Annotated in this window: 21 protein-coding genes and 1 pseudogene; 15 read left to right on the plus strand and 7 right to left on the minus strand. The window is 62.6% G+C overall.

Features of this window, described 5'->3' with window-relative positions; all coding sequences use genetic code 11:
- Window positions 1-4: 4 nt before the first annotated feature.
- A complete protein-coding gene (locus NKI39_RS05100) occupies window positions 5-202 on the plus strand; it encodes a hypothetical protein (RefSeq protein WP_023676132.1) in 198 nt (65 codons plus the stop codon).
- Here NKI39_RS05100 and NKI39_RS05105 read toward each other — a convergent pair.
- Window positions 139-1,884, minus strand: coding sequence for a hypothetical protein (locus NKI39_RS05105; protein ID WP_352502181.1), 1,746 nt, complete (start codon window positions 1,882-1,884; stop codon window positions 139-141). The two genes, NKI39_RS05100 and NKI39_RS05105, sit on opposite strands and share 64 nt — an antisense overlap.
- A 239-nt stretch (window positions 1,885-2,123) precedes the next feature.
- Here NKI39_RS05105 and NKI39_RS05110 point away from each other — a divergent pair, with 239 nt between their 5' ends.
- From NKI39_RS05110 to NKI39_RS05155, 10 genes and pseudogenes are all read left to right on the plus strand, one after another.
- Entirely contained in the window at window positions 2,124-3,227 is a 1,104-nt protein-coding gene (locus NKI39_RS05110; RefSeq protein WP_352488477.1) for an inositol-3-phosphate synthase, read from the plus strand.
- Complete coding sequence (locus tag NKI39_RS05115; RefSeq protein WP_352472876.1) at window positions 3,224-3,820, plus strand: histidine phosphatase family protein; 597 nt, start codon at window positions 3,224-3,226, stop codon at window positions 3,818-3,820. The genes NKI39_RS05110 and NKI39_RS05115 overlap by 4 nt, the downstream gene beginning before the upstream one ends.
- A 14-nt stretch (window positions 3,821-3,834) precedes the next feature.
- On the plus strand, window positions 3,835-4,938 hold the full coding sequence (locus NKI39_RS05120; RefSeq protein WP_352502180.1) for a CgeB family protein: 1,104 nt from the start codon (window positions 3,835-3,837) through the stop codon (window positions 4,936-4,938).
- Window positions 4,938-5,738, plus strand: a complete 801-nt coding sequence (locus NKI39_RS05125; RefSeq protein ID WP_352502179.1) for a nucleotidyltransferase family protein — start codon at window positions 4,938-4,940, stop codon at window positions 5,736-5,738. Before NKI39_RS05120 ends, NKI39_RS05125 begins: the two co-directional genes overlap by 1 nt.
- Before the next feature lie 2 nt (window positions 5,739-5,740).
- Window positions 5,741-6,502, plus strand: coding sequence for a TIGR04290 family methyltransferase (locus tag NKI39_RS05130; protein WP_352502178.1), 762 nt, complete (start codon window positions 5,741-5,743; stop codon window positions 6,500-6,502).
- Entirely contained in the window at window positions 6,495-7,427 is a 933-nt protein-coding gene (locus tag NKI39_RS05135) for a glycoside hydrolase 5 family protein (RefSeq protein WP_352502177.1), read from the plus strand. The genes NKI39_RS05130 and NKI39_RS05135 overlap by 8 nt, the downstream gene beginning before the upstream one ends.
- Window positions 7,428-7,447: 20 nt before the next feature.
- Complete coding sequence (locus tag NKI39_RS05140) at window positions 7,448-8,512, plus strand: glycosyltransferase (RefSeq protein ID WP_352830888.1); 1,065 nt, start codon at window positions 7,448-7,450, stop codon at window positions 8,510-8,512.
- A 7-nt stretch (window positions 8,513-8,519) separates the two neighbouring features.
- Window positions 8,520-9,509: a GNAT family N-acetyltransferase gene (locus NKI39_RS05145; RefSeq protein ID WP_352502175.1), complete on the plus strand. Its 990-nt coding sequence runs from the start codon at window positions 8,520-8,522 to the stop codon at window positions 9,507-9,509.
- A gap of 59 nt (window positions 9,510-9,568) precedes the next feature.
- Window positions 9,569-10,303: pseudogene (locus NKI39_RS05150) on the plus strand (class I SAM-dependent methyltransferase); the annotation flags it as partial.
- Between the two features lie 192 nt (window positions 10,304-10,495).
- On the plus strand, window positions 10,496-10,714 hold the full coding sequence (locus tag NKI39_RS05155) for a hypothetical protein (RefSeq protein WP_352502220.1): 219 nt from the start codon (window positions 10,496-10,498) through the stop codon (window positions 10,712-10,714).
- A gap of 188 nt (window positions 10,715-10,902) precedes the next feature.
- On the opposite strand, the gene NKI39_RS05160 is transcribed toward NKI39_RS05155, so the two are convergent.
- Entirely contained in the window at window positions 10,903-11,031 is a 129-nt protein-coding gene (locus NKI39_RS05160) for a hypothetical protein (protein WP_352502174.1), read from the minus strand.
- A 50-nt stretch (window positions 11,032-11,081) separates the two neighbouring features.
- On the minus strand, window positions 11,082-11,645 hold the full coding sequence (locus tag NKI39_RS05165; RefSeq protein WP_352488584.1) for a sigma-70 family RNA polymerase sigma factor: 564 nt from the start codon (window positions 11,643-11,645) through the stop codon (window positions 11,082-11,084).
- Between the two features lie 316 nt (window positions 11,646-11,961).
- Here NKI39_RS05165 and NKI39_RS05170 point away from each other — a divergent pair, with 316 nt between their 5' ends.
- The 3 genes from NKI39_RS05170 (at window position 11,962) to NKI39_RS05180 (ending at window position 13,000) form a co-directional block, all read left to right on the plus strand.
- A complete protein-coding gene (locus NKI39_RS05170; RefSeq protein ID WP_292657608.1) occupies window positions 11,962-12,165 on the plus strand; it encodes a hypothetical protein in 204 nt (67 codons plus the stop codon).
- 118 nt (window positions 12,166-12,283) lie between these two features.
- The gene (locus NKI39_RS05175) at window positions 12,284-12,631 is read left to right on the plus strand and encodes a DUF982 domain-containing protein (protein ID WP_352502172.1); all 348 of its coding nucleotides are present in this window, start codon (window positions 12,284-12,286) and stop codon (window positions 12,629-12,631) included.
- Window positions 12,632-12,700: 69 nt separating this feature from the next.
- Complete coding sequence (locus NKI39_RS05180; protein WP_352502171.1) at window positions 12,701-13,000, plus strand: DUF982 domain-containing protein; 300 nt, start codon at window positions 12,701-12,703, stop codon at window positions 12,998-13,000.
- Window positions 13,001-13,041: 41 nt separating this feature from the next.
- Here NKI39_RS05180 and NKI39_RS05185 read toward each other — a convergent pair whose 3' ends face one another.
- The 4 genes from NKI39_RS05185 to NKI39_RS05200 form a co-directional block, all read right to left on the minus strand.
- Window positions 13,042-13,539, minus strand: a complete 498-nt coding sequence (locus NKI39_RS05185) for a hypothetical protein (RefSeq protein WP_352472867.1) — start codon at window positions 13,537-13,539, stop codon at window positions 13,042-13,044.
- 84 nt (window positions 13,540-13,623) lie between these two features.
- Window positions 13,624-14,256, minus strand: a complete 633-nt coding sequence (locus NKI39_RS05190; RefSeq protein WP_352830890.1) for a LysE family translocator — start codon at window positions 14,254-14,256, stop codon at window positions 13,624-13,626.
- Between the two features lie 4 nt (window positions 14,257-14,260).
- Complete coding sequence (locus NKI39_RS05195; RefSeq protein ID WP_352472865.1) at window positions 14,261-14,419, minus strand: hypothetical protein; 159 nt, start codon at window positions 14,417-14,419, stop codon at window positions 14,261-14,263.
- A 118-nt stretch (window positions 14,420-14,537) separates the two neighbouring features.
- On the minus strand, window positions 14,538-15,368 hold the full coding sequence (locus tag NKI39_RS05200) for an SIR2 family NAD-dependent protein deacylase (RefSeq protein ID WP_352472864.1): 831 nt from the start codon (window positions 15,366-15,368) through the stop codon (window positions 14,538-14,540).
- 310 nt (window positions 15,369-15,678) lie between these two features.
- Between NKI39_RS05200 and NKI39_RS05205 the strand changes: the two genes are divergently transcribed.
- Window positions 15,679-16,344, plus strand: a complete 666-nt coding sequence (locus tag NKI39_RS05205) for a GlcG/HbpS family heme-binding protein (RefSeq protein WP_352502169.1) — start codon at window positions 15,679-15,681, stop codon at window positions 16,342-16,344.
- The last annotated feature ends 15 nt before the right edge of the window (window positions 16,345-16,359 follow it).

Here is a 16,359-nt window from a genome sequence, read left to right on the forward strand (position 1 = left end):
CGGCATGGAGACGATTGTGCATCCGAAGCGATCCGCCAAAGACATCGAACAAATGGCCGCAAAGGAGACGGCTGCCTTCCTGCGGCGCGCCTCTATTACCTATCTGGAATGTTGTGTGAGCCTGATGATGACGCATCTTCAGCGCGAGGAGGTAGCCGCCATCCTCGAAAAGGAAGCGGATATGCTGCGCCGGCTGGACTGATCCCGCTCGAGCGGCGGCAGGTCGCCTTGGCTTTCCAGGAAACGAAGCAGCGCGGCAGCGTAACGTCTTGCCGCGGCCGCCAGCCGGATCTGTTCCCGATCATCGCCCGATCGCTCAGCCATGCTCCACAAGCCAAGCTGGAAGGCGAGATAGCAGGGCTCGTAGTAGTGGACCAGTTTGGCATCGACGGGACGAGACGTAGTCGCCTCGACAGCTTTGCACAGTGCCGCAGTCGCCGCGTCGGAGAGGCTGTACTCGACACGGGCGCCGGCAATGTCCCAGGCGATGTCCTGGCAGCCGATCAGATCGTGCGATCGGCAATGGTCGAGGGCGTCCGTCTTGATCAGCGTTCCGCCGCGCGAAAGGATGAACTCCCACGGATGAAGCCGCCCGTCGATTTCGACCCGCTGCATGGTCTTTGGTGGAGCCTGTTTCGAGAACCAGTTCCGCAGCTCCGCCGCGCGGCTTTCGCCCAAAGCCTCGCTTGTATTCCGCACGGCCATGTCGGCAAGCGCCTTCAGCGAGGCGCCCGGTTCGGAGGCGGGCAGATTGGCTGCGCGCCAGGACAGATAGCGCGCGAGATGAGCGACCATTTTTTGTTTCGAATGCCTTGCCCGCTCCAGCGTTGCACCGTCGCTCCAGCGTTCGACGAGAAAGCCATGGCACAGCCCGGCAATTTCCGGGCCAAAGCCTGCGTCATGCAGCCTCCTGGCAGTCTCGGCCTTGTGCATTCCGATTTCACCGAGGCCGACGAATTTGACCGACCATTTTTCCCGGCCCGCAGAAGCAAGAAACTTTCGCCGCTCGAAGCCGCGGTGGACGGGTGGCCAATGATCCTGCGAGCCATAATGCAAGCGACGCCACTCTCCGGCGGATATTTCCATCAGGCTGACCGCTGCGCGGCCGATCGTCCTGGCCACCCAATCCCGCAGCGCCGGCAGAGCGGATCCCGCGGGGAAAGTCCGTTCGAAATCCGCTGTGTGTTGTTGGCAAACCGTCCATGCCTCACGGATGTCCGCCGATGCCTCGGCCCCCGGCCCACCCGAATGGCTGGGGAACAGATGGATGCGCCCGGCATCGATATCCAGCGCTTGCAGCCATGCGACGACGGCGTGAAACGAGCTGCCGGACAGGCCCGGGCCCTCATCGACGATGGCAAAGCGGGCCGACGGCTTCGCCATCCAGCTACCGATCAACTCCGGATCGGCGGCAAGCCGCCTGCGAAACGGATGACCGGTCGGACGGACGCTGACGGGTGCCGGTGCGCCGATGGCTGCAGCCACCATCGCTGCAAGCCCCAGGCCGATGCTGCGGATGCCGATTACGCATGTGTTCGCATCGAGACCCGACTGCCGCGCGGCGACCAAATAGCTTTCCGGATAGAGCGCGTAATGCGCGTAGCCCTCGGCCGTGCCGATGAGGATTTCGCCGTCGCAATCGAGTTCGGCCAGCATTCGCGGCACGTCGGCATCGATCGGGCCGTCGACGGCGAATCCGGCCCTCCACGATCTGCCCACGTCCCGGGCCAAGCCGACCAGGAGATTTGCGCCCGCGATCCGCTGTCGGGAATTCCTGTCCATGCCGTTGGCCTCGAATTCAGCATCGGCAAGGCCCTGGACCAATTCCGAGGTCTTGATGAACAGGCCGACCAGGGCTGCGTGGCGTTCGATCCCGCTGGGCATGTCCGCAATGTGCCCGGCCGCTTCGCAGGCCGAGCTGCGAACATGTCGCGCGCTCTCAATTCGCTTGTGGTCGCCATAGACGATCATTGTCCCGTCCCGGTTGGCCTCACTGCACAACTCGGCGAGCGCTACTTTGATCCACCATCGGTTGCACGATTTTTGCAGCCGGCAAGGAACAATCAGCGAGGCAGGCGGTTTGGCACGAAGAACTTACCTTCAACAGCATAGGCAGCGGTTTCGTGGGATCGAAGAAAGTTCGGATCGGAATAGTCGGCGTCGGCAACTGCGCCTCCTCCCTTGTTCAGGGCATCACCTATTACCGCGACGCAAGAAGCAATGAGCCCATACCCGGGCTGATGCATGCCGATCTTGGCGGCTACCATGTCAAGGACATCGAGGTGGTCTGCGCTTTCGACGTCGCCAAGGGCAAGGTCGGACGCGATGTGGCCGACGCGATCTACAGCGCGCCGAACAATACTTTCCGCTTTGCCAATGTAGCGCCTACCGGCGCCCGCGTCGAACGCGGACCGACGCTGGATGGCATCGGCAAATATCTGCGTGACGAGATCGTGGAGGCCGACGAACCCGTCGCCAACATCAGCAAGATCCTCGCCGAAAGCGGCGCCGAAATCCTGGTGTCATATCTGCCTGTCGGTTCGGAGGAGGCAACGCGCTTTTATGCCGAGTGCGCGCTCGAGGCGGGCTGTGCCTTCGTCAACTGCATACCCGTCTTCATCGCCTCGCGGCCGGAGTGGCGCCGGCGCTTCGAGCAGCACGGCCTGCCGCTGATCGGCGACGACATCAAGAGCCAGGTCGGTGCGACGATCGTCCACCGGCTGCTCGCCAACCTGTTCCGCGAGCGCGGCGTGCGCATCGATCGCACCTACCAGCTCAATTTCGGCGGCAACACCGACTTCCTCAACATGCTGGAGCGCGAGCGGCTGGAATCGAAGAAGATCTCAAAGACGCAATCCGTCACCAGCCAGATCGACGTTCCCCTGGAGCCCGGCAACATTCACGTCGGGCCGAGCGACCATGTCCCGTGGCTGACCGATCGCAAGTGGGCCTATATCCGGGTCGAAGGCACGACCTTTGGCGGCGTACCGCTCAATGCCGAGCTCAAGCTGGAAGTGTGGGATTCGCCCAATTCGGCCGGCGTCGTCATCGATGCGGTGCGTTGCGCCAAGCTGGCGCTCGACCGCGGTATCGCGGGCGCGCTGACCGGTCCCTGCAGCTATTTCATGAAATCGCCGCCCGAGCAGTTCACCGACGCGGAAGCGCGCCAGCGCACGCTCTCTTTTATCGCCGGCAAGGACGAGCCGATGCTCGATGCCGCGGAATGACGACGACGTTCTTTCTGGTGCGCCACGCCGCGCACGACAATGTCGGCTGTTATCTTGCCGGAAGGATGGCCGGCGTTTGCCTCGGCGAAGCCGGCAAGGCACAGGCCTCGCATCTGGCAGACCGCATGGCACGTGAGGCGATAGCGGCAATCTTCTGCAGCCCGCGCGAACGCACGCAGGAGACTGCCAATCCGATCGCGCTCGCCTGCAATGCCGGTGAAATCGCGATCCGCGAGGAGATCGATGAGATCGACTTCGGCACCTGGTCGGGGAAGACCTTCGAGGAGCTGAACCAGGATGCCGACTGGCGGGTGTGGAACGACCAGCGTCAGCAGGCGAGAACACCGAGCGGCGAGACCATGCTGGACGTGCAGCAACGCGTCGTCTCATTGATCGAGCAGGTCCGCGGCACGTACCAGAACCAGGGCGTCGCACTGGTCAGCCATGCCGACGTCATCAAGGCCGCCGTGTGCAAGGTGCTCGGCCTATCGCTGGGGAACTGCTTTCGCTTCGATATCGACCCAGCCTCGATCACCACGGTTGTTTGGGGGGACTGGGGGTCGAAGCTGATCAGACTCAACGAAGCTGCCTGACGAGGAATTGCCGGATGCGCATGGCTATTTTCGGTCTTACCGTGACATCGTCGTGGGGCAATGGGCACGCCACACTGTGGCGCGGATTGATCCGGGCGATGGCCGGGCTGGGCTGGTCCATCACCTTCTTCGAACGCAACACTCCCTATTATGCCGGGACGCGCGACCTCGATCAGTTGGATGGCGGCAGCATTGTCCTTTATCCGGACTGGCAGGACATCCAGAGCGTTGCCGAGCAGGCGATGAGTGAGGCCGATGTCGTCATCGTCACCTCCTATTGCCCCGATGCCGTGAGCGCGTCGCGCCTTGCCCACCAGGCCTGCCGCGGACTGAAGGTGTTCTACGATCTGGACACGCCGGTGACGCTGGCGCGGATCGAACAAGGTGAGCCTCCGGCCTATTTCGGGCCGGAAGGGCTTCGCGATTTCGATCTCGTGCTGAGCTACACGGGAGGAACCGCGATCGACGCATTGAGGTCGATGCTGGGTGCGCGCCACGTCATGCCGCTCTACGGCCATGTCGATCCAGAGCGACACCGGCCGGCTCTGCCCAGGCCGGAGTTTGCCGGCGACCTTTCCTATCTCGGGACCTATGCGGCAGACCGCCAGGCCGGGGTCGAGAGGCTGCTGGTCAGTCCGGCTGCGCGCCTGCCGGAGCGCCGCTTCATCATTGGCGGCGCACAATATCCGCAGGAATTCCCGTGGAGCGACAATATTTTCTTCGTCCGTCACCTGCCGCCCGCCGACCACCCCGCCTTCTTTTCATCATCACGGCTGACTCTGAATGTGACCCGCGAGGCGATGGCAGAAAGGGGCTGGTGCCCATCCGGCCGGCTGTTCGAAGCCGCCGCTTGCGGTGCCGCGATGGTGAGCGACACATGGCCGGGACTGGAGGCCTTTTTCCGGCCCGGCGAAGAGATCGTCGTGGCGAACAGCACCGACGACGTGGTCGCCGCGCTCGACCTGTCCGACGCCGAGCTTGACGCCATCCGCCGCCGAGCGCGCGAGCGGGTGCTGGAGGAACACACCTCGGCACGGCGCGCGAAGGAATTCGACCGCATCCTGTCCGATGCACTGCACGGCTCCACGCATGGCGAGCCGTTGAAGGAGGCAGTTTGATGTTGGGCATCGTGCCCGCAGCCGGACGGGGAAGCCGCATCCAGCCGCTCGGCTTTTCGAAGGAGCTTCTGCCGGTCGGCAGCCGCATCGACGGCAACACCGAGCGGCCTTGCGCGGTCAGCGAATACCTGGTGCGCCGCATGGTGCGCGCGGGGGCCGACAAGATCTGCTTCGTCATCGGCTCGGGTAAGTCGGATATCCTCGAATATTATTCTGCCGGCTATGCCGACGCGACTGCGCTGTTTGTGGTGCAGCCCTCTCCGGTCGGCCTTTGCGACGCCATCTTCCGTGCCGCACCGCTCGTCACAGCCGATGAGACCGTTCTGGTCGGGTTGCCCGATACGATCTGGTTTCCCGAAGACGGCTTCCTGGCCCTCCCGGACGACGGCCTGTCCTTCCTGCTGTTTCCGGTGGACCAGCCGGAGTTCTTCGACGCCGTCGTTGTCGACCAGGACAGCCGGGTGAAGCAAATCCAGGTCAAACAGCAGAATGCCGCGTCGAACTGGATCTGGGGTGCGTTCAAGATGCCCGGCCGCACCCTTCACCAGCTCGCCGCGCTGTGGCGGGAACGGGACCGGTGCGACGAATATATCGGCACGCTGGTCAATGCCTATCTCGCCGCCGGAGGCGATGCCTGCGGCATCAAGGCTGGCACCGCCTATGTCGACGTCGGCACCTTCAACGGCTACCGCACCGCACTTCGCCTGCTTGAAAGCGCCGCCGGTACCAAGGACGACCAAGCCGCCATTACGCTGCCCGGCCACCAGCACGTCCCTGTCCTCGCAGGCGAAGGAGGCTAGCCATGCTGCATTCCGATGCCGAAATCCGCCGCCGTATCGATGCGCTCGGCCCATGGTTCCACAATATGGAACTGGCCGGCATCGAAACCGCTCCCGACCATTTCCTTGGCAACTATCCGCTGATCAAATGGCGCAAATTCGCCGACGCCATTCCCGCCGATCTTTCCGGCAAGGCGGTGCTCGACATAGGCTGCAATGCGGGTTTCTATTCGATCGAGATGAAACGCCGCGGCGCCGGCCGCGTGCTTGGCATCGATTTCGATGAGGCTTACCTGGCGCAGGCGCGCTTTGCCGCCGAGGTAGCAGACTGCGACATCGAATTCCGGCAGCTCTCGGTCTACGACGTTGGCGCCCTGCATGAGCGGTTCGACATCGTGCTGTTCATGGGCGTGCTCTACCATTTGCGCCATCCCTTGCTCGCACTCGATCTGATCCGGGAGCACGTCGCCCGGGACCTGATGATCTTCCAGTCGATGCAGCGCGGCAGCACCAACGTGCCGGCGCTCGAGCAGAATTATCATTTCTGGACCCACGACCTGTTCGACCGGCCGGAGTTCCCAAAGCTGCATTTCATCGAGCATCGCTATGCCGACGACCCGACCAACTGGTGGATTCCCAATCGCGCCTGCACCGAAGCCATGCTGCGCAGCGCCGGCTTCGAGATCGTGCTGCAACCGGAGCAGGAGGTCTATTTCTGCCGCACCGGCGACGTGCCGGCCGGCGGCGGCGCCGTCTACCCGTCGAAAGGACAGATAAATGATTGAAGCCGCCATGATCTGGAACGAGCCCAACAACAAATCCCACTGGGATCCCGAGCTCGACCCCGACTGGAGTCGCTTCGCCGCTACGGCAATCCTGGCCGCTGACGCGATCGCGTTGGAGAATCCGGCCTTGACCAAGGTCCTTGGCGGCATCTCGCCGATCGATGCCGGCTTCATGACACGGATGAAGGAATTCGGCGTGCTCGATCATGTCGACGCAGTCGCCGTGCACGGCTTTCCGCTCGACTGGAACCTCTGGCAGATCCACGAATGGCCGCAGAAGATCGGCGAGATTTCGGCTGTCACCGATCTTCCGGTATGGGTCAGCGAGGTCGGCGTGTCGACCTTCGGCGCCGAGGAGGTACAGGTCTGGGGCCTGCGCCGGACCGCGGAATTGCTGATCGGCAACGCACCGCGCATCCAATGGTACAGCCTCTACGACCTGCCGCGCGAGTGGGAAGCGACGACGCGCCATCGCGAGGCGGAAGGCTCGTCTTACTACCGCCATTTCTACATGGGCTTGCTCCGCCAGGACGGCACGCCAAAGCCCGCGCTTGAGGAGTTCCTGCACCACACGCCGGCAATGGGACTGGTGCAGTGGTTCCATTTCGAAGATCACCGGCTGGACGATGCCGTTGCCTGGATGAAACGCCTCGGCGTCACCAATCTGCGCACCGGGCTTTCCTGGGCCGACAGCTTCAGGCCGAACGCACTTGACTGGTTCGACCGGCAGATGGAAGCTTTGGCCGACTTCGACGTGACGGTTACTTTCTGCTTCACGCCGGAACACCGCGGAATGATGCCGCACCACAGCAGTCCGCCGCTGGTGCCGGAGGAATTCGCCGACTTCTGCGCGGCAATGACGCGCCGATATGCCGGCAGCATCGCTGCCCCTTCGTTCGGCAGGCTGCGCGCCTCCGCAGCGTGAGGAGCTTCGGCTCTCCAGCCATGACGCTCACCGTCCTCAACGTCGCCTATCCCCTCGCCCCGGTCGGGCCGGATGCGGTCGGTGGTGCCGAGCAGGTGCTGTCGATGCTCGACCAGGCGCTCGTACAGGCCGGACACCGCTCGATCGTGATCGGCTGCCAGGGCTCGAGCGCTGCGGGTGTCCTCATCGAGACGCCGGCCGAACCGGGCGTGCTCGATGAAGCGGCCAAGCGCCGGGCGCAGCGTGCTCATTGCGCCGCAATTGCTACCGCACGGGCTCGCTGGCGAATCGACGTGGTCCATTTGCACGGTATCGATTTCGATGCCTATCTGCCGGGCGACGGGCCGACATTGGTGACCCTGCATTTGCCGCTCGACTGGTATCCGGCCGACGCCCTCAATCCGGCGCGGGAGGATCTGTGGCTGCATGCGGTATCGGCGGCTCAGCAAAGAACCGCGCCGCCGGGAGCCAGGCTGATTGGGCCGATTCCCAACGGAGTGGACGTCGACGCGCTGAGCGAGCCGCAGGCCAAACACGACTTTGCGCTCGTGCTCAGCCGCGTCTGCCCGGAAAAGGGCATCCATCTGGCGCTCGACGCAGCCAAGAAGGCCAGCGTGCCGCTGGTCATCGGTGGCAAGGTCTACCCCTATGAAACGCACACAACGTATTTTCGCGACGAGGTCGAACGCCGGCTGGACGACCGGCGCCGCTTCCTTGGTCCGCTCGGCTTTGTCGCCAAGCGGCGCCTGCTGAATACAGCCCGCTGCCTAGTCATCCCGAGCCTTGCCGCGGAGACCAGTTCGCTCGTCGCAATGGAGGCGCTCGCCTGCGGCACCCCTGTGGTGGCCTTCCCGAATGGCGCACTGCCGGATGTGGTCGAGCACGGCAAGACCGGGTATCTGGTCGGGGATGTCGACGAGATGGCCGAAGCCATCGCTGCTGCACGCAGCCTGGACCCCGAGACCTGCCGAGCCGAGGCGCGGCGGCGCTTTTCACTCGACCGCATGGTTTCCTCCTACATGGACGCCTATCGGGCGCTGGCACGGCTCGGCACAGACAGCGGGCAGCTCGCGACGGCGAGGTGAGCAGGACATGCTCCGCAGTCAGATCATCGACGATCCGGCGGACCTCGAAGCCCTCGAGCCGCACTGGTGGGAACTCTGGTCGCGCAGTCCCTCGGCGACGCCGTTCCAGTCTCCCGCATGGTTGCTGCCATGGTGGCGGACATTTGCTCCCGGCGAGCTAGCGACGGTCGCCGTCTGGCGTGGCGACGATCTGGTCGGCCTGGCGCCACTCTATCTGGAACGCCACGACGCCGCCGCGCGATTGCTTCCGCTCGGCATTTCGTTGAGCGACTATCTGGATGTCCTTTGTCTTCCCGAGATGGCCGAACCGGTCGGCGCAGTCATCGGTGGCGCCGTTCTTTCCGTCGGCTGGTCACAGTGGATCTTGCAGGACCTGCCTCCCGGCGGCGCCGGCCTTGCCATCAGGCATGCCGCGCTCGAATCGTGCCAAGCCGTCGGTCATGCCGCTTGCCCGGTGCTCGCCCTCGCCGGCGACCAGACGCTTCAAGGCTGCGTTCCGGCACGGCGGAGGCGCCAATTGCGGCGCGCCCACAGGGCCGCGTCGAGACGCGGCAGTGTCTCCATCGAACCCGCTTTGTCCGATCCGCAGACATTCCTCGACCACCTGATCCGCCTTCATCGCGCGCGCTGGGCCGGACACGGCGACGGCGTTCTGTCCGATTCCCGCGTTGAAGCATTCCACCGTCAGGCGCTGCCGCAGCTGGTCGCACAGGTGCTTGCCCGATGCTGGCTCATCACGATCGGTAACGCGATCGTGGGCGCCTATTACGGGTTCCATCATCGTGGCCGCGCTTGCGCTTATTTCGGTGGCTTCGATCCGGCCTATGCCGAGGAAAGTCCCGGCGCGCTGCTCATCGGCCAGGCGATAAGGCAGGCGATCTGCGAAGGCGCGGAAGAGTTCGATTTTCTGCGCGGACAAGAGGCCTACAAGTACAGCTGGGGCGCCGTCGACCGGTGGACGATGCGCAAGATCTGGACGCGGAGCAAAGGGCGATGAGCGCGACCCAGCCAGAATCTCGGCGGTCGATATCAGCAAGGCGGGTGCTGGAGGATTGCATGGCAGACGGTGCCGGCGTCGAAGCCGTCATCGCCAGGCTGGCTCTCCGTTTCGAGACAGGAATCGATGCTGCAGAATTGGCGAAGATTGCGCAAAACACGCACTCGGCTGACCCGCGAAACACGGCAAAACTGCAACGGATTGCCGACCTGCTTCGGCGCAGGCCCGAGATCTTCGCCACGCTGCGCAAAACAGGTGGTGCCGTTCGGCACGAGCGTGGCGAGGACGAGACCGACGATGCGGTCGTCAAGCGGCTGGCGGCCGGGTTTGACGCGGCGGCGGCGATCTCCCCGGCGGCGAGCGTCCAGCTGTCGTCGTTGGGCGATGAGGAAAACCTCTCTGCCGCTACGGCTGAGATCGTCGCATGGCTGGAGAGGCGAGGCTTTACCGGCACCGGCCGCGACATACTGGACATCGGCTGTGGTATCGGTCGCTTCGAACGCGCGCTCTCCGCTCTGTCGCACCGGCTCGTCGGCGTCGATATATCCCCAGCGATGATCTCGATCGCCCGCCGGCGATGCGCCGGGCTCGGCAATGTGGAATTCCGCCCTGCGCGCGGTTTCGATCTTGCCGATTTTTGCGATGCCAGCTTCGACCGCGTGCTGGCCGTCGACAGCTTTCCCTATCTGGTGCTGGCCGGCCTTGCGGAGCGACATTTCGTGGAAATCGCGCGCGTGCTGAAGAGGCCGGGCATGGCCGCGCTTTTGAATTATTCATATCGCGGATCGCCGGCGCTGGATCGCGCCGATGTCCAAAACTTCGCCAACGCAAATGGCATGCAAGTCCTTGTCGACGGCGAAAAGCCGTTCCGGCACTGGGACGGCGATGCCTTCCTGCTTACGATTTCCGGCGGAACATTGCGGCCCAACGCTGGTTCGGATGCCGAACGGGAAAAGCCGCTATTCGACGGTATGAAGGAGGACAAGATGGCGTCCGGCAGCAAGAAGCACATCGGTCGCGGCAGTCACGGCAAAGGCGCTGGCGCTGGCGCGATGACCGATCTTTCCAAGGACAAGATCGGAGAGAACGCCGTTCTGTCCAACAGAGACAAGAAGCAGCACACCAAGGAGCGTGGGCTCGACGGCAATCGGGTCAAGTCCGAGCAGTACCAGGATCATTCGGCGGATCGGCGGCCTGAAGACTGATCGTTGCGGCGGCATATGGCTTGCAGCCGGCGAGCAATTGAAACGCAGCGAGAGGCCAACCGCTGACGAAGCTGTGCAAGGACCGAAGCCGGTCGCATGGATGGCCTGCAAATTCTTGCAAACTCGCACTGTTGCCACCAGAGTGAGGTGAAGGGACCAACATTTGCCAAGAGAACGCGATGTCTCGCTCAAGGGAAGATTCTGTCAGCACGCGTGCCGATCTGACGATAGACCGGGAAATCGCTTCCTTGCTTGCGGCCATCGAACAGGAAAGGGTTCCTGACCGGCTGACCAAACTTGCGATCGAGTTGCAGCATGCGCTTGTCGAAAGGCGCTTGCGCGAGACCAGCAACTAACGTCACGTGTATTAGCGGCGCCTCTCGGCTTCGAAGTCCAGTTGTCCTTCGGACAGATAGCTGCGCCTTTCCATCAGGGTTTGCGAGGAACTTTCGCCAAGGTATTCCAGCACGCCGGCGCGTGCCCTGTTGAGCCGGCTCTTCACGGTTCCCACCGCGCAACCGCATATTTCGGCCGTTTCCTCATAGCTGACGCCCAGAACGCCTATCAACATCAGAACCTCGCGCTGATGCTCAGGAAGGCTCTGGATGGCCTGGTGGACCTCCTTGCCCTGTACGGACCATTCCTGCGTCGCTTCCGAGATCGGCCGCAGCGAAGCGCAGTCGAGCAGGCCGGGCGCTTCCCTCACCGCGGCCCTGACACGCGTGTAGTAGGTGTTGCGCATGATCGTGAAGAGCCATGACTTCATGCGCGTTCCAGCTTCGAACTTGTCAATGTTAGCCAAGCCCTTGGTCAGCGTCTCCTGGACCAGGTCGTCGGCATCATCGGGGGTGCGGCAGAAGGTGCGGGCGAAAGCCCTCAAAGCGGGTATGAGGTCGACGATGGAAACTTCTTCGGTTTCGCGAGTCGCCAAGGCGTAGGCTGTAGGTGGCAATGGTCCAGCTCCCGTCCAGAATGAGTTCGTGAGCGCAGACCAGTTAAATGCATTGGGCGAAAGATCGTTCCGGTTGGCGAAAGCACCCGGCTCCAGACACCGGAGAGGACTTGGCTGAGCAATCCCGGCGACGGCGATATTTTTGACGGAACAACCATCGGGATCGCGGAGTTCAAAATCAAGGTCGTCCGACAAATTCGCGCGCCGACATTTGGCGCGTCGAAATGCGATCTCGCAGCGAGCCTTGGCTGCGACCTCAAGGGCGGCCCGCAACCTCAAGAAACAGGAGGAGTCCATGACAGGAAACAAGCACGCCAAAGGCAAAACGCCGGCCGATAGCGATCTTGCCAACGATCCCGGCATCGGCAGTTCCAGGGGCACGATCAAGGAGGGCGACCGGCTCGATCAGGGCAACAATACGTTCGAAGGCGATGTCGAGAACGACACCACGCCGCAAGGCGGTATCAATCCCCGGCAAAAGATGCGGACCAACAAGTGACCGGCTGCGCACGATCGAACAAACCTGCTGCAACCCGTGCAGCAATCCCGCGTTAAAGAGCATGAGCCTCGTGTGCGCCCCGGACGTTGATGCGACAGGCTCTTTCGCGGAGACACAGATGACAAAAAAATCGTTTGGCCGTCCCGTTCCAATTCTCGTCGGCCTTGGTTTCCCTCGCCATGTCGAGAATATCTGGCAGGCCTATGACGTCTTAAACGAATGGCCGAGCCGCGGTCCGGCGCACAAGGCGGCGTTCGATGCCTGTCGCGCCGGGCTGGCTGACGAGGTCGACGTCGAGACGGTGCGCGCGGCGTTCGATACGTTCGCCCGCAAGGCGGGCATTCTGGCCTACGATATCGCAGCCGAAATACCAGCACGCCCCACAACAGCTGCGAAGGCCCACGACGTCTGGCCGAAACGCCCATCGGACGGCCGTGTAGACCCTGAAGACGCCCAGCTTGCTTGAAGCGGCCACCTTGCTTGAAGCGGCCACCTTGCTTGAAGCGGCCACCTTGCTTGAACCGGGAGGAATACGGTGCTGAGAACAGAGTTCGATACCCCTGTTTGCATCTATTTCGGCAAGCCTGGGCGATCGCGATTGGTCAGTTCCGTTTTCGAAGCAGTACATTGCCTGAAAAGCGAGAAATGGCCGGCGCGCAATGCTCCGCTGGCGCTGGCGGCCGCTGATGTATTGAATCGCGCCCGGACCGGTGAAATTACGTCCGGCAAAGCGCGGCAAGCATTTGTCGACGCCGCTTGGGAGGCGAACATTCTTGTCGAAGGCGAGCCGCATGACGCGCGTGGCCTGACAGCCTTCATGTCGGACAGCGGGTGAACCGGCACGCTGTTTTCCCGCAGTTCCGTCCAAAGCTTGGTTTATCGCGAATGATTGGCGTTCTCGGCCTTTTTCTCGCGCTGCTGCCTGAGGACCTCGTCGGTTCCGACCAGCTTCTTCGATCCGCCGGGAATCGCGGTGGACACAACAGCCGGTGGGTCGCTTGCCGGGAAAGAATCCTCCAGACCCGCCTGCAACTGGTCTTCCAGCGTTTGCGGCTCTTCAGACCGGCCGGGGGTCCTTCGGGTATCTACGTTCTCCAGTGGCTGCTTCATGTCCGGTGAAGACTTTACCTCTCGAATCCAGCCGTAGAGCTGTTCGATGGCAAATTCCTTCATCGTGTCGAAATCGGCTTTTTCGTCACGCGATGCCTCGATTTGGTCGACCATCGTCTTCTCGAACCGGTCGAGATTATCGTTTCCGCAGGCCCGGCAGAGACGCACCAGCGCCTCGCGCAGTATGAGTGGCGCAAAGTGCGCCGTCGCCTCAAGCCTGAGCTGCTGCAAACGCTCCGGGGTAGCGGCTTGGAACTTCGACATGTTCGACCTCTCGCCTTGTGGAGCAGGTCAACGAAAATTGTCGGCGGATGTTCCATCGGCGGTGGCCGGTGCATCGCTTGGTCCTCAGCGGTGCGCGCCACCGACTGCCATGCGGATACCGAGACAGACGACGAAGCAGCCTGCCACGCGCTGCTGCCAGAGCCTTACCTTCGGGCGTTTCATGACCCAGGTCCCGAGCGTGCCGGATGCGAGTGCATATGTGCCCAGCACCAACACACCGGTCATTTTCTGGGTGCCACCGAGCAGCAGCAATTGCAGCGTGACCGATCCGTGGGAGGGATCGACCAACTGTGGAAGGAAAGCTAGCATGAAGGTTATCGGCCAGGGATTTATCAGATTGGCGATCATTCCTTCGCGTGCGGCCACAAGCGCCCCGACACTGCGGGGCTCCTCGACGGCGACGCCGGCCGACGGCAGCAGCACCAGACGCGATCCAAGCCAAACCAGATAGGCTGCGCCCATCCATCGAAGCATGGCAAAGGCAAACGGCGATGCCTGGAGCAGCGACGATATGCCGAGGGCAAGCAGCGGCAGCTGGACCATACCGGCGCCGAGGGTCATTCCCAGGACGGTGAACAGGGCAACATCACGGCCCTGCCCGATGCCGCGCGCAATCACCAGCAGACTGTCGGGCCCCGGCGGCATCTGCATCAGGATGACCGTTCCGACAAAAGCCGTCCACGAAGCGGGATCCACGTCGCTACTTCGCCCCGGTTTCGCAAGATGCCTTTGCGCCGTCCTTCAACTGGCCGGCATCTCGCATCATCTTGAGCGCTTCGTCCCTCGTCAGGCCGCACTTGCGGGCAAAAAAATCGATCTCATAGGCCAACTCGGCCGACAGGTCGTGTTTGGCATACATTCTTCGCTTGTGTTTGCGTGCGCCCACCAAGGCTCGGTCCCGGCTATGTTAGTCCTCCCGAACTCACATCGGATCAGCCGGTTCCCACTGCCTGACCAATTCGTTTCCGCAGGTTTTCTCACGCGCCGTCCGGCCGGCCGACCCTGTCCTTGAGTTCGTTCAGGAATGCGAGCAGCGCGTCTTCAGGATCGTCGGCCTCTTCGGTCAGCATATCGATGCCCCAGCGGCCGAGAACAGCCTCCTGGACGATGCTCGGCTGCGACATGAAGATGAAGGATTTCGGACGGTTCTTCTCGTAACCGGACCTGCGCCAGGTCTGCCAAAGCCGATGCAGCAGCAGACGGATGTTCATGTCGGACATGCTGTAGCCGATGAACAGGATGGTGCGCCCTAGCGCGTCGGCTCGAAATTTCACATCGAGCGGCGAATCGAACGACAGCCGTTCAAAATAGTCGGTCTCCGCCAGGACCAACGATTTATCGTCGTCGAAATCGCCGTGGAACTTGATGATCTGCGTCACCTCGCCGGTGGCCTTTGGCAAGTCCTTCGCATTGGCGACTTTGACAAAGGGGCGGCTATGGATCTCGAAGGCCACCTCGAGGTTGCGATCATAATTGGTGGTGTAGATGATCGGAAAATCGAGCGATACGATCAGCTTGTGGATTGCCGATCGCTGCACTTCTTCCCGCGAGACGCTCCATTCGCGATCCATCCAACTGCGCAAATGGCTGAGGCTCCCCTGCTTCAGCCGGTAATATTCTGCAATGGCCTGATAGCTGGCCTCTGGTGCGCCTATCATGTCCTCGTGAAGGCCGAGCTCGTTTTGCATGTGCTCGATGAGCTTTTGCCAAGACGGCAAGCCGACGCTCATCGACACCCCGGCTCCAACGAACAGGATCGCTCGTCGCTCTTTCACCGATTGGGCCAGTTGCTCGACTGCAGACAGCATTCGACACAACTGCAATAGATACCGCTCCGTTCCAGCCGAGCCCGGACCACCGGGAGAATAACTCCGATTTCGGATTGAATGCCTCCCGAGCGCCCGCCGCCGAGTTTAGCTCACCCCATCCGATATTTATTTCATTCCATTTGGCACTTCTGCGCCTGTCACGCGTTGGGAGTGTTCAACAAACACGGCGCAGCTGATGGATCGCAATCGGATTGACTCAGTAGCATTATGTCTGTTCCTGCTTACGATCTGCGCCGTCCAGCAAAAAGCTTGGGCTCAAGCACCTTGCCCGGCCGACCACGACAAATTGTTGGCCGCTCTCAAGGCCAACGTCAAAGCAAGCGGCGGCCCGGGCAATGGCGGCTTCGATACTCATGAATGGGCCGCAGTCGTGGCTCGCGACGGAACGGTCTGCGCCGTCGCGTTCAGCGGGCCTACCGCCGACGCCCAGTGGCCCGGCAGCCGGCTGATCGCCGCCGAAAAAGCCAATACCGCCAACGGGCTCAGCCTCGCCCAGATGGCGTTGTCCACCGCGAACCTCTATGCGCCGGTGCAGCCCGGCGGTCCTCTATACGGCCTGCAGGCCACCAATCCGGTCAATCCAGCGGTAGCCTATGCCGGCGATCCTTCGACATTTGGAAGCTCCAGCGATCCGTTGCTGGGAAAGCCCATCGGCGGTGTCGTCGCATTTGGCGGCGGCCTGGCTCTTTACGACGCCAAGGGGATGGTCGGGGCGCTTGGCATAAGCGGCGATTCCTCTTGTGCCGACCACAATGTCGCCTGGCGCGTGCGCGCCGCGCTGGGGCTGGACAAGGTGCCGGCCGGCATCAACCCAGACCGCAAGGACGCCATCATTTACGACCTCGATCCCGGCGGCAAGAGCGCCTCCGGCTGGGGGCATCCATTGTGTGCCGGAAGTGAGGCGGACGTGGCGGCGGAGCTCGGCGCCGGCGTGGGCGGGTCAATACACAAATGAAGAAAGTGCGACAGG

The organism is Mesorhizobium sp. M0664, assembly GCF_040320565.1.
Classification (GTDB): domain Bacteria; phylum Pseudomonadota; class Alphaproteobacteria; order Rhizobiales; family Rhizobiaceae; genus Mesorhizobium.

Excerpts from the sequence above, each read along its gene's own strand:
- NKI39_RS05185 (WP_352472867.1), bottom strand. The coding sequence starts at position 13,539 with ATGTCGAAGTTCCAAGCCGCTACCCCGGAGCGTTTGCAGCAGCTCAGG.
- NKI39_RS05145 (WP_352502175.1), top strand. The coding sequence starts at position 8,520 with ATGCTCCGCAGTCAGATCATCGACGATCCGGCGGACCTCGAAGCCCTC.
- NKI39_RS05130 (WP_352502178.1), top strand. The coding sequence starts at position 5,741 with ATGCTGCATTCCGATGCCGAAATCCGCCGCCGTATCGATGCGCTCGGC.
- NKI39_RS05120 (WP_352502180.1), top strand. The coding sequence starts at position 3,835 with ATGCGCATGGCTATTTTCGGTCTTACCGTGACATCGTCGTGGGGCAAT.
- NKI39_RS05100 (WP_023676132.1), top strand. The coding sequence starts at position 5 with ATGGAGACGATTGTGCATCCGAAGCGATCCGCCAAAGACATCGAACAA.
- NKI39_RS05170 (WP_292657608.1), top strand. The coding sequence starts at position 11,962 with ATGACAGGAAACAAGCACGCCAAAGGCAAAACGCCGGCCGATAGCGAT.
- NKI39_RS05135 (WP_352502177.1), top strand. The coding sequence starts at position 6,495 with ATGATTGAAGCCGCCATGATCTGGAACGAGCCCAACAACAAATCCCAC.
- NKI39_RS05175 (WP_352502172.1), top strand. The coding sequence starts at position 12,284 with ATGACAAAAAAATCGTTTGGCCGTCCCGTTCCAATTCTCGTCGGCCTT.
- NKI39_RS05140 (WP_352830888.1), top strand. The coding sequence starts at position 7,448 with ATGACGCTCACCGTCCTCAACGTCGCCTATCCCCTCGCCCCGGTCGGG.
- NKI39_RS05155 (WP_352502220.1), top strand. The coding sequence starts at position 10,496 with ATGGCGTCCGGCAGCAAGAAGCACATCGGTCGCGGCAGTCACGGCAAA.
- NKI39_RS05200 (WP_352472864.1), bottom strand. The coding sequence starts at position 15,368 with ATGCTGTCTGCAGTCGAGCAACTGGCCCAATCGGTGAAAGAGCGACGA.
- NKI39_RS05160 (WP_352502174.1), bottom strand. The coding sequence starts at position 11,031 with ATGCTGCAACTCGATCGCAAGTTTGGTCAGCCGGTCAGGAACCCTTTC.
- NKI39_RS05105 (WP_352502181.1), bottom strand. The coding sequence starts at position 1,884 with ATGCCCAGCGGGATCGAACGCCACGCAGCCCTGGTCGGCCTGTTCATC.
- NKI39_RS05195 (WP_352472865.1), bottom strand. The coding sequence starts at position 14,419 with ATGTATGCCAAACACGACCTGTCGGCCGAGTTGGCCTATGAGATCGAT.
- NKI39_RS05125 (WP_352502179.1), top strand. The coding sequence starts at position 4,938 with ATGTTGGGCATCGTGCCCGCAGCCGGACGGGGAAGCCGCATCCAGCCG.
- NKI39_RS05115 (WP_352472876.1), top strand. The coding sequence starts at position 3,224 with ATGACGACGACGTTCTTTCTGGTGCGCCACGCCGCGCACGACAATGTC.